The organism is Priestia sp. GS2, from assembly GCF_036409025.1.
GTDB classification, from domain to species: Bacteria; Bacillota; Bacilli; order Bacillales; family Bacillaceae_H; genus Priestia; species Priestia aryabhattai_A.
The window spans coordinates 12,501-24,690 of record NZ_JAZGJX010000001.1 but is presented as its reverse complement, the minus strand read 5'-3'; the positions used below and the strand labels follow the sequence as shown (position 1 = coordinate 24,690).

Sequence of the window (12,190 nt, the reverse complement as noted above, 5' to 3'; positions counted from 1 at the left end):
AACATTCTTTTTTGGGGGCGTTTATTACTATGGATATATATATTGTGAAGTCTGGAGATAGCATTTACAGTATTGCTCAACAGTTTCAAATTGAAGCTTCAAGAATTAGCTTAGCAAATGAATTACCTGACCCTAATCGGCTAGTGGTTGGCCAGGCATTGGTTATTCCTATTAACGAAAGTTATTATACTGTTAGACAAGGCGATACATTATGGAAGATAGGCCGAACCCTAGGAGTTAGTTATCAATCGATTGCAAAAGCTAACAACCTTTCAATCACTTCTCCTCTAACACCGGGAACACAATTGCTAATTCCAGCTCCTCCAAAGACAGAGGCTGAGTTTTTAGGATATGTTGAAACAAGCAACCGTACAATTAGTAGCGAAACAGAAGCATTGATTAAGAAAAATGCTAAATATCTCACATATTTAGGACCAGCTAACTTCGAAGTACAGCGAGATGGTTCTATCAAAGAACCTCCATTAAAATACTTTGGAACCATTGCACAAGAAAACGATGCAATTTTTTTAATGGTTCTTGCTAATATTGAAGAAGGTGGATTTAGTGCTGAGGTAGGAGAAGCAGTCTTGAATAACACAGATGTTCAAGATAAATTACTTAATAATATTATTCGTATTGCTACTGAGAAAAACTTTAAAGATATCCATTTTGATTTTGAGTTCTTGCGTCCAGAAGATAAAAATGCTTATATTACATTTTTAGAAAAAGCAAAGAAACGACTTCAAGCTGAAGGGTTATTAATGTCTGTAGCATTAGCCCCTAAAACAAGTAGTGATCAAAAAGGAAAGTGGTATGAAGCGCATGATTATAAAAGGATTGGAGAGATAGCAAATTTTGTTGTCCCTATGACATACGAATGGGGATACAGCGGAGGTCCTCCAATGGCCGTTTCTCCAATTGGACCTGTACGAGATGTGCTAGAATATGCCATTTCAGAAATACCAAGCAAAAAAATTATAATGGGTCAAAACTTATACGGTTACGATTGGACACTTCCATTCAAACCAGGTGGTGAATATGCAAAGGCAATTAGTGCTCAAAGAGCAATTGAAATTGCGTATCAGTATAATGCAAGCATCCAGTACGATAAAAAAGCTCAGGCTCCTTTCTTCCGTTACTCTGATTCAGCTCAAAAAACGCATGAGGTATGGTTTGAGGATGCACGGTCAATCCAAGCAAAATTCGATTTATTAAAAGAATTAAACTTAAGGGGCATGGCTTATTGGAAGTTGGGATTACCTTTCCCCCAAAACTGGCTACTTCTTGATGATAACTTTAAAGTAATTAAAAGAATACCTGAATAGTTTTGAAGAGGATAACTCCTAAGGCAGAGGATTATCCTCTTTTTTATGTTTCCTTCCGTTTTTTACAACTGGTTTTCTTTTTGTTTTTATCCATTCTCTCCTCTTATTGTGATACAATGTTTTTTGTCAATTTTCGAGAACATGTATAGATAAAGGAGGAAGAGTCCATGGGGGAAACACCTTTTATTACTGTTGAGGGCCCTATAGGTGTTGGGAAAACCTCCCTAGCTAAGGCTATTGCAGACGCATTTCAATTTCAACTTTTGAAAGAAATTGTTGATGAAAATCCATTCCTTGGGAAATTCTATGAGGATATTGAAGAGTGGAGCTTTCAAACTGAAATGTTTTTTCTATGCAATCGTTATAAACAGCTAGAGGATATTCAAAAGCATTTTCTACATCAACATCAGCCTGTCGTTGCTGACTATCATATTATGAAAAACATGATTTTTGCTCAACAAACTTTAAAGGATAGCCAGTATATAAAGTATGTACAAATCTACGATATACTGACACATGATATGCCGAAGCCCAATATTGTTATTTACCTAAACGCTAGCTTACCTACATTACTAGAGCGCATTAAAATGCGTGGAAGAGAAATTGAAAAAAACATTGATCCTTCTTATCTAGCTCAACTAAGCTCCGATTATGAGGAATCTATTAAAGTCTTTAAAGAAAATAATCCAGAAGTAACTGTTTTACACTATAGTGGTGATAAACTAGACTTTGTTAAAAACAAAGAACATCTAGAGTATATTATCTCTGATATTAAAAGCAGCTTATTAAAAAGGAGTTCTACAATATGAATTTAAGAACGAAATACAACATTCCAAACGATGCTGTATTAACTATTGCTGGAACAGTAGGCGTTGGAAAATCTACGATGACACAAGCTCTTGCAGATGCGCTGAACTTTCGCACTTCTTACGAGAAAGTTGATACCAATCCATATTTAGATAAATTTTACGCTGACTTTGAGAGATGGAGCTTTCATCTTCAGGTTTATTTCCTAGCGGAGAGGTTTAAAGAACAGAAGAGAATTTTTGAATATGGTGGAGGCTTTATACAAGACCGTTCAATTTACGAAGATACTGGTATTTTCGCTAAAATGCACTTTGAAAAAGGCACAATGTCTAAAGTGGATTATGAAACATATACAAGTTTGTTTGATGCAATGGTTATGACACCCTATTTCCCACACCCTGATTTATTAATTTATTTAGAAGGTAGTTTTGAAGATATCGTTGATCGTATCCAAGAACGAGGAAGACCGATGGAACAGCAAACACCCTTAGATTATTGGAAAGAAATGCATAAGCGTTATGAGGATTGGATTAATAACTTTACTGCTTGTCCTATTTTACGGTTGGATATTAATGATTACGATATTTTAAAGGATCCAACATCTGTTGAGCCCATCGTTGAAAAAATCTCTAAGTTTTTACATCACAATGAAAAATTAAAAAGAAGACATTCATAATTTATTCCCATTTTTCTTCGTGAAAAATGGGAATAAAAAAACGCCACTTCGAAAAGTGACGTTTTACAATCTCCAATTTATCGCGCAATGTTTAAATAACATTATAAGTCAAATATGGCGGAGGAAGAGGGATTCGAACCCCCGCGGGCTTTAACACCCCTGTCGGTTTTCAAGACCGATCCCTTCAGCCGGACTTGGGTATTCCTCCGTATCGACATTTATAAATTTATCATATATATAAATAAGAGTCAAGCTATTTTCTAAAAAAAATTGATTCACAACAGAAAGTTGTGAATCAACTAAGATTACCCGCTAATAACCTCTTTGTTCCCCATGTAAGGGCGTAATACTTTTGGAATAATAACAGAACCGTCTTCCTGCTGATAGTTCTCTAAAATAGCAGCCACTGTACGTCCAATCGCTAATCCAGATCCATTTAACGTGTGTACATATTCTGGTTTTCCTTTTGCCTCACGACGGAAGCGAATATTGGCTCTTCGTGCTTGGAAACTTTCAAAGTTTGAACAAGAAGAAATTTCACGATATGACTCATAGCTTGGAATCCATACTTCAATATCGTATTTTTTAGCTGCTGTGAATCCTAAATCTCCGGTACACATGCTTAAAACACGGTATGGCAGTTCTAGTAACTGTAGTACTTTTTCAGCATGTCCTGTAAGGTTTTCAAGCTCAGCATAAGATTCTTCTGGTTTTACAAAACGAACTAGCTCTACTTTATTAAACTGATGCTGACGAATTAATCCACGTGTATCTCTACCAGCTGAACCAGCTTCTGATCTAAAGCATGCACTGTATGCGGTATAAGCCAATGGCAATTGATCTCCATTAATAATTTCATCACGGTGTAGATTAGTTACTGGAACTTCAGCTGTTGGGATTAGAAAATAATCTTCCTCTTTAATTTTGAACGCATCTTCTTCAAACTTAGGAAGTTGACCTGTTCCAGTCATACTTGTACGATTAACCATATATGGAGGAAGAATTTCTTCATATCCATGCTCATCCATGTGTAAGTCCATCATAAAGTTAATTAAAGCACGCTCCAAACGAGCCCCTAAGCCTTTATAAAACACAAAACGACTTCCTGTTACCTTTGCTGCACGTTCAAAGTCTAAAATATTTAAATCTGTTCCTAAGTCCCAGTGTGGTTTCGGTTCAAAATTAAATTGGCGAACTTCTCCCCACTTTCTAATTTCTACATTTTCATCTTCCGTTTCTCCAACAGGCACACTTTCATGTGGAATATTAGGGATTGAAAGCAATAGTTGCTCTAATTCTGCTTCTACAGTACGAAGACGTTCATCTAAATCTTTAATTTTTTCCCCAACTTGACGCATTTCTAGAATCATATTATCTGCGTTTTGCTTTTCACGCTTTAATTGAGCAATCTGCTGAGAAACTTCATTACGCTTACTTTTTAATTCTTCAGTTTGAACTAACAGTTGTCTGCGCTCTACATCTAACTCCTCAAAGCGCCCAAGATCTGATAAATCTTCTCCACGGAATTTTAACTTTTCTTTTACTTCTTCAAGGTTAGCTCGCAAAATCTTTACATCTAACATAAATGTACCTCCTTATTTGTATAAAATGGGCAAAATAAAAACTCCCATCCCTATAAAAGGGACGAGAGTTTAGCCCGCGTTGCCACCCTAGTTGAAAGTCCATAAAGGAACCTTCCTCTTCAGTCAGATAACGGAATGCACCGAAGCTATCTACTCACTACTTCAATAGCTTGCTCCAGGATGGATTCGTAAAGGTCAAACATCGATTCTCACCGGCCATCGACTCTCTAGAGTTTAACTTCTCTACTACTATTTCCTATCAACGCTTTATACTTTTATCATTGTAATTAATAATCATAATGTACTACAAGTCTATACAAGATGCAATTGGTTTATACAGGTTTTTTCAGGGACTCTCTCACCATGTTAATAAAATAACCCGTCATACGATGGTCATCAGTTAATTCCGGATGGAATGAGCAACCTAAGAATTGTCCTTGCTTAGCAGCTACAATACGATCATCATGAACAGATAAAATTTCTACATTGTCACCAACTTCTACGATATGAGGCGCACGAATAAATACTCCAATGAAATCATCTGCAACTTCTTTAATTGCTAGCTTTGCCTCAAAACTTTCACGTTGGCGACCAAAAGAATTTCGAGCCACTTTAATATTCATGACACCTAAATGAGGCTCATCATAGTCTACAATTTCACCCGCTAGTAAAATCAGCCCAGCACAAGTACCAAAGATTGGTTTGCCACTTTTAGCAAATTGGCGCAGTGGATCCATGAAATTATATTTATCAATTAAACGTCTCATTGCAGTACTTTCTCCACCTGGTAAAATGAGCCCGTCTACTTCTTCTAGCTGTTCAACTTTTTTAATAATAATCGCTTCAGCTCCTGTTGCTTCCACTGAATGCGCATGCTCTCTAAATGCACCTTGTAGTCCTAAAACTCCAACCTTTACCATGCTGTAAAACTCCCTTACTGTTACCAGCCACGCTCTTGCATGCGATTTTCTGGCAATAATGTTGAGATTTCAATACCTTTCATTGCATTACCTAATCCTTTAGAAAGATTTGCAATTAATGCATAATCTTGATAATGTGTTGTTGCTTCTACAATTGAACGAGCAAATTTTTCTGGATTATCAGACTTGAAGATACCAGATCCTACAAATACTCCATCTGCTCCTAATTGCATCATTAACGCTGCATCGGCTGGAGTCGCAACACCACCTGCAGCAAAGTTAACAACTGGAAGACGACCTTCACGCTTGATTTGTAGTAATAACTCATAAGGTGCACCTAGTAATTTTGCTTCCGTCATTAACTCAGCTTCGTCCATTCCTACTACTTTACGTACTTGTGCGTTCACTTGACGCATATGACGTACAGCTTCTACGATGTTCCCTGTTCCTGGCTCACCTTTTGTACGAAGCATAGCAGCGCCTTCTGCAATACGACGTGCAGCTTCACCTAAATCGCGGCAACCACAAACAAATGGTACCGTAAACGTATTTTTATTTAAATGAAATTCTTCATCTGCTGGTGTTAATACTTCACTTTCATCAATATAGTCTACGCCCATTGCTTCTAAAACACGCGCTTCTACAATGTGACCGATACGTGCTTTAGCCATTACCGGAATTGAAACAGCATTCATAACTTCTTCAACAATTGTCGGATCTGCCATACGAGATACGCCGCCTGCAGCACGAATGTCTGCTGGTACACGTTCTAATGCCATAACTGCAACTGCTCCTGCTGCCTCTGCAATTTTTGCTTGTTCAGCATTAACAACGTCCATAATTACGCCGCCTTTTTGCATTTCCGCCATTCCGCGTTTTACTCTGTCAGTACCTGTAATGTTACTCATGTTTGTCTTCCCCCAGTATAGTTGTATTACACATAATCAATAAAATTATGTATACAAAATTCAAAACTTATTGTCTATTTTACCTTATTTTCTGAAAAAATCCTATCAAAATTATGCAGTTTAAAAAACTTGTTTAAAAAAAGGGAGATACTAAATACCAGAAAAACCTTGGCTTAGTATCTCCCTTTATAAATGGTTTATGAATTAAAACCAGCTCTTAATATTATTGGCTGCATCAGACCATACACCTACAAAGAAATCTCCTACACTTCGCAGAGCCAAAATGAACCAATTAGCCTTTTCGATTGTAGTATCTGCAACGACGGGCACTTTATTTGTTCCGTCATTTACTGCATAACCTAAATCATCAAGGTTCTTATTCTTGGCACTAACGTAACCTACAACTTGACCCTCTTTAATTGGTGCAACGATTCGATCTTTCTCATCTACAACTTTAGGGTTAACATCAAATTGAAGAGAGATTTTACCTTCTTCACCTTTTTTTGTAAGAACATTTACTGATTCTTTTGTTACAACTTTTAGCTCTTTATTTTTCCCTTTTACTACTGGAAGCGACTCGTGATTCTTAACAACCTTGCCTTCTGGAGTTACTTGTTTTAGCTCATAATTATCAAATGCATAATCTAAAAGCTTTTTTGTTTCAGTGAAACGTGCTCCTTCAAAAGACTTACCGTTATTTTTAGCATTCATGACCACCGTAATGTAACGAACACCATTTCGTTCAGCTGTTCCTGTAAAGCAATAGCCTGCAAAATCCGTATGCCCTGTTTTAAGACCATCTAAACCTTCATATCCGTATGTAGGGAAAGATGGAAGCATTTTATTCCAGTTATCCATTGTCGTTTCACCTTGTTGACCTGGTCGGAATATTTTTTCAGGTGTCTTCGCCGTTTCTAATACTTCTGGATAATCATGAAGAATGTGAAAAGCTAGTGCTGATACTGCACGAGCTGATAGTAAATTCTCATCATCAGCTTTTGTACCTTTTGGATGTTGACCCTTTAATAATGAGTTAGAAAGACCTGTTGAGTTAACAAATTTAGCTTCACCTAAGTTTAACTCTTCTGCTTTTTTATTCATTAATTTAATAAATTCAGCTTCAGACCCTGCTAAAGCTTCAGCTAGAGCAATACTCGCTCCGTTGGCTGAATAAATAGCCATTGCTTCATACAATTCTTTAATTGTATACTTTTCTGTTGTTAATAATGGAACATTTGACAATGAGTAATCTTGTGAGATATCTGCAGCATATTTGCTAACCCCTACTTGATCATCCCAAGAAAGCTTTTCTTCGTGAATAGCTTCTAAAATCAAATACTCAGTCATCATTTTTGTCATACTAGCAATACCTAGTACAGCACCTGAATTCTTTTCATACAAAATTTGGCCTGTATCTGCTTCAATCAAAATAGCAGCATCTGCTTCAACATTTGGGAATTTTGAAGCTGCAGACGCATTTGGAGTGATTAAAGAACTAGCCATTAAGAAAACAGCAACTAATGCAAAGAGCTGTTTTATCAATTTTTTCTTCACTACCAATACCCTCCAGACATAAATCACATAGAGGTTATTTTATCATACAAAAATTAAAAAAAATAGATAAAGAAGTACCGTTAAAACAATCTTTAGTATAAAAAAGCATCTCTCTAAATTAGAGAGATGCTTTTCCACTTAGCTAAGTGAATAGTTTGGAGATTCTTTTGTAATTTGAACGTCATGTGGGTGACTTTCTCTTAAGCCAGCTCCTGTCATACGGATAAACTGTGCCTCTTCACGTAATGCTTGTAAATTAGCTGATCCGCAATATCCCATTCCAGCTCTTAATCCTCCAACTAGCTGATATAAAGTGTCAGCGACAGGCCCCTTATAAGGTAAGCGTCCTTCAATACCTTCTGGAACAAACTTTTTATTATCTTCTTGGAAATAACGATCTTTACTTCCCTTTTCCATAGCCCCAACTGAACCCATACCACGGTATACTTTAAAGCGTCTTCCTTGGAAGATTTCTGTTTCACCAGGACTTTCAGTAGTACCGGCTAATAAACTTCCTAACATAACAGTATGTCCACCAGCAGCTAGTGCTTTTGCGATATCTCCAGAGTACTTAATTCCTCCATCTGCAATTACTGGTACACCATGTTTTCTTGCTTCAGTCGCGCAATCATATATAGCCGTGATTTGTGGAACACCTACTCCAGCTACAACACGAGTTGTACAAATTGATCCAGGTCCTATTCCTACTTTTACTACGTCTACACCAGCTTCAATTAGTGCTCTTGTTCCTTCAGCAGTTGCGACGTTTCCTGCAATAATATTTAACTCTGGATACGTTTCACGAATTGAACGTACAGTATTTAAAACGCCTAGTGAGTGACCATGTGCCGTATCAATTACAATAACATCCACACCAGCTTTTACTAACTTCTCAATTCGGACCATCGAATCAGCTGTCACACCAACTGCTGCACCTACTAATAAACGTCCTTGTTTGTCCTTTGCAGCATTTGGAAATTCAATGACCTTTTCGATGTCTTTGATTGTAATTAACCCTTTTAATACACCGTTGTCATCTACAAGTGGTAATTTTTCAATTTTGTATTGCTGTAAAATCTTTTCGGCTTCCTCGAGTGTTGTTCCCACTGGAGCTGTAACTAACTCTTCTTTTGTCATTACATCAGAGATAAGCATTGAGTAATCTTGAATAAAACGCAAATCACGATTTGTCAGAATACCAACTAATTTTTGCTCATCTTCGTTATTCACAATTGGTACACCAGAGATACGATATTTTCCCATTAAATGTTCTGCAGCGAATACTTGGTTTTCTGGTGTCAGGAAGAATGGATCTGTAATAACTCCACTTTCAGAGCGCTTTACTTTATCAACTTGTTCCGCCTGTTGTTCGATGGACATATTTTTATGAATAATTCCTAAACCACCTTGACGAGCCATAGCAATTGCCATCTCTGCTTCAGTTACTGTATCCATACCTGCACTAATAAATGGTACATTTAGCTTTAGCGTTTTTGTTAATTCTACACTCATATCAACATCTTTTGGCAACACTTCAGATTTAGCTGGCACTAACAAAACATCATCAAATGTTAAACCTTCTTTTGAAAATTTACTTTCCCACATTATAGAATCCTCCTCAAAGCGACAGAATATTATTAGTAGATTAACAATTGGTTATGTAGCTGTCAATAACCATACTATATATCAGATAATTCTAATAATAAAAGAGGTGATTTTTTGAGCTTTACTTATGATGTTTGGAAACCCTATCATTTATTTTTCTCAGCCCCTTTTACACAAAAGTATTTATATAATCAGTACAAGTCTTCAAGCATCGCGGATGCTGAACAGCGTAGTTTTAAAAATTGTTATCCATTTATTTATTATCTGGAACATAGCAAAAATTATTATCAAACGGCATTAAAATCTCATACGTCCATGCAGCCAGTATTACTTTTTTATGGTTTATCTCAATTATTAAAAGCGTGTTTATTAATTAAAAATCCAGTTTATCCAGAAAATACAGCAGTTTTAGCACATGGAGTATCAACGCGAAAGAGAAAAAAACAAAGTTATGACTTTCTTGATGATGAGGTAAAAATTCAAAAAAATGGGTTGTTTTCTGAGGTTGGTAAGGAACTGTTTCACATGAAACAATTAGAGGGTCAAAAGTACACGATGACTGAGCTATTAGGACATATTGATGAAATGTATTCATTATTTAATTCATTGAATCCTTCAAGGGTTTCTAAAAAATTATTAATAGGAAATGTAAATAACCAAGAGTTAATTTTCCCTAACGAGATCAAAGAATCATATCATATGGACAATACACGACTACACCCCTATTTACAAGATCGTTTTAAAATAGAAATGAGTATACAAGAAATAAATCCTACTCTTAGAGTTTCTTTTTCAGACTTACACACAAATCTCTATCAATGTTCTCCACTACTTTTTAATTTGGAGACAAGCGAGTTGTACCTGACAACGTCACGTGAACAATGTGTATACTTTCCTGAAATCCTGAGCCATTACCTAATTCTATATAATCTTAGTATGATTTCTCGCTATGAAACAGAGTGGTGGTATGAGTTATTACACACTTATTCATCAAAAGATTATCCATATGTTATGCACTTCTTAGAAATAACAAGTATAAAAGCACCTTATTTATTATTTAATTATTTACATTCGCAAATAAAAAAAGACTAGCTAAAATTAGCTAGTCTTTTAAATGTGCCTGGCAACGTCCTACTCTCACAGGGACAAAGTCCCAACTACCATCGGCGCTAGAGAACTTAACTTCCGTGTTCGGCATGGGAACGGGTGTGACCTCTCTGCTATCGCCACCAGACATGAATTGAGATTATTCTCTCAAAACTAGATAACATATTTGCTGAGTACTTCGTGTACTATCATTTGGTTAAGTCCTCGATCGATTAGTATCAGTCAGCTACACACGTCACCGTGCTTCCACCTCTGACCTATCAACCTGATCATCTTTCAGGGATCTTACTAGCTTGCGCTATGGGAAATCTCATCTTGAGGGGGGCTTCATGCTTAGATGCTTTCAGCACTTATCCCGTCCACACATAGCTACCCAGCGATGCCTTTGGCAAGACAACTGGTACACCAGCGGTGTGTCCATCCCGGTCCTCTCGTACTAAGGACAGCTCCTCTCAAATTTCCTACGCCCACGACGGATAGGGACCGAACTGTCTCACGACGTTCTGAACCCAGCTCGCGTACCGCTTTAATGGGCGAACAGCCCAACCCTTGGGACCGACTACAGCCCCAGGATGCGATGAGCCGACATCGAGGTGCCAAACCTCCCCGTCGATGTGGACTCTTGGGGGAGATAAGCCTGTTATCCCCGGGGTAGCTTTTATCCGTTGAGCGATGGCCCTTCCATGCGGAACCACCGGATCACTAAGCCCGACTTTCGTCCCTGCTCGACTTGTAGGTCTCGCAGTCAAGCTCCCTTGTGCCTTTACACTCTACGAATGATTTCCAACCATTCTGAGGGAACCTTTGGGCGCCTCCGTTACTCTTTAGGAGGCGACCGCCCCAGTCAAACTGCCCACCTGACACTGTCTCCCAGCCCGATTAGGGCTGTGGGTTAGAATTTCAATACAACCAGGGTAGTATCCCACCGACGCCTCCACCGAAGCTAGCGCTCCGGCTTCTCAGGCTCCTACCTATCCTGTACAAGCTGTACCAAAATTCAATATCAGGCTACAGTAAAGCTCCACGGGGTCTTTCCGTCCTGTCGCGGGTAACCTGCATCTTCACAGGTACTATAATTTCACCGAGTCTCTCGTTGAGACAGTGCCCAGATCGTTACGCCTTTCGTGCGGGTCGGAACTTACCCGACAAGGAATTTCGCTACCTTAGGACCGTTATAGTTACGGCCGCCGTTTACTGGGGCTTCGATTCAGAGCTTCTCCCAAAGGATAACCCCTCCTCTTAACCTTCCAGCACCGGGCAGGCGTCAGCCCCTATACTTCGCCTTGCGGCTTCGCAGAGACCTGTGTTTTTGCTAAACAGTCGCCTGGGCCTATTCACTGCGGCTCTCTCGGGCTATACACCCTACCAGAGCACCCCTTCTCCCGAAGTTACGGGGTCATTTTGCCGAGTTCCTTAACGAGAGTTCTCTCGATCACCTTAGGATTCTCTCCTCGCCTACCTGTGTCGGTTTGCGGTACGGGCACCTCCCGCCTCGCTAGAGGCTTTTCTTGGCAGTGTGGAATCAGGAACTTCGGTACTATATTTCCCTCGTCATCACAGCTCAGCCTTATGATGAGCGGATTTGCCTACTCATCAGCCTAACTGCTTGAACGCGCATATCCAGCAGCGCGCTTACCCTATCCTCCTGCGTCCCCCCATTACTCAAACGGCGGGGAGGTGGTACAGGAATATCAACCTGTTGGCC

General features: G+C 38.6%; 9 protein-coding genes, 1 tRNA gene, 2 rRNA genes and 1 other annotated feature (1 of these 13 running past the window's edge). Of the genes, 4 read left to right on the top strand and 8 right to left on the bottom strand.

Translation table 11 applies throughout. The features are described from left to right. The first annotated feature begins 29 nt into the window (after positions 1-29). The 3 genes from V2145_RS00105 (at position 30) to V2145_RS00095 (ending at position 2,808) form a co-directional block, all read left to right on the top strand. Positions 30-1,325 (top strand): glycoside hydrolase family 18 protein, encoded by a 1,296-nt coding sequence (locus V2145_RS00105; RefSeq protein ID WP_330987240.1) that lies wholly within the window; start codon positions 30-32, stop codon positions 1,323-1,325. A 167-nt stretch (positions 1,326-1,492) separates the two neighbouring features. Then, a complete protein-coding gene (locus tag V2145_RS00100; protein ID WP_094913350.1) occupies positions 1,493-2,134 on the top strand; it encodes a deoxynucleoside kinase in 642 nt (213 codons plus the stop codon). Continuing rightward, complete coding sequence (locus tag V2145_RS00095) at positions 2,131-2,808, top strand: deoxynucleoside kinase (RefSeq protein WP_094913349.1); 678 nt, start codon at positions 2,131-2,133, stop codon at positions 2,806-2,808. Before V2145_RS00100 ends, V2145_RS00095 begins: the two co-directional genes overlap by 4 nt. Before the next feature lie 115 nt (positions 2,809-2,923). Here the strand turns inward: V2145_RS00095 and V2145_RS00090 are convergent. From V2145_RS00090 to guaB, 6 genes are all read right to left on the bottom strand, one after another. Beyond that, positions 2,924-3,016: transfer RNA gene (locus V2145_RS00090), tRNA-Ser, on the bottom strand. Positions 3,017-3,113: 97 nt separating this feature from the next. Next, the gene (gene serS / locus V2145_RS00085) at positions 3,114-4,391 is read right to left on the bottom strand and encodes a serine--tRNA ligase (protein ID WP_210611455.1); all 1,278 of its coding nucleotides are present in this window, start codon (positions 4,389-4,391) and stop codon (positions 3,114-3,116) included. Positions 4,392-4,445: 54 nt separating this feature from the next. Beyond that, positions 4,446-4,663: a binding site (T-box leader), on the bottom strand. Positions 4,664-4,723: 60 nt separating this feature from the next. Then, positions 4,724-5,311, bottom strand: coding sequence for a pyridoxal 5'-phosphate synthase glutaminase subunit PdxT (gene pdxT, locus V2145_RS00080; protein ID WP_094913347.1), 588 nt, complete (start codon positions 5,309-5,311; stop codon positions 4,724-4,726). Between the two features lie 20 nt (positions 5,312-5,331). Then, complete coding sequence (gene pdxS, locus V2145_RS00075) at positions 5,332-6,219, bottom strand: pyridoxal 5'-phosphate synthase lyase subunit PdxS (RefSeq protein WP_094913346.1); 888 nt, start codon at positions 6,217-6,219, stop codon at positions 5,332-5,334. A 204-nt stretch (positions 6,220-6,423) separates the two neighbouring features. Next, positions 6,424-7,773, bottom strand: coding sequence for a serine hydrolase (locus V2145_RS00070; RefSeq protein ID WP_094913345.1), 1,350 nt, complete (start codon positions 7,771-7,773; stop codon positions 6,424-6,426). A 138-nt stretch (positions 7,774-7,911) separates the two neighbouring features. After that, positions 7,912-9,378 carry an IMP dehydrogenase gene (gene guaB / locus V2145_RS00065; RefSeq protein ID WP_094913344.1) on the bottom strand — a complete coding sequence of 489 codons (1,467 nt, stop codon included), beginning with the start codon at positions 9,376-9,378 and terminating at the stop codon, positions 7,912-7,914. 114 nt (positions 9,379-9,492) lie between these two features. Here guaB and V2145_RS00060 point away from each other — a divergent pair, with 114 nt between their 5' ends. Then, positions 9,493-10,470, top strand: coding sequence for a YaaC family protein (locus V2145_RS00060; RefSeq protein WP_094913343.1), 978 nt, complete (start codon positions 9,493-9,495; stop codon positions 10,468-10,470). Positions 10,471-10,496: 26 nt separating this feature from the next. Here V2145_RS00060 and rrf read toward each other — a convergent pair. Together rrf and V2145_RS00050 are read right to left on the bottom strand one after the other, a co-directional pair. Next, a 5S ribosomal RNA gene (rrf, locus tag V2145_RS00055) occupies positions 10,497-10,612 on the bottom strand. 65 nt (positions 10,613-10,677) lie between these two features. Then, positions 10,678-12,190, bottom strand: a 23S ribosomal RNA gene (locus V2145_RS00050) (it continues 1,422 nt past the right edge of the window).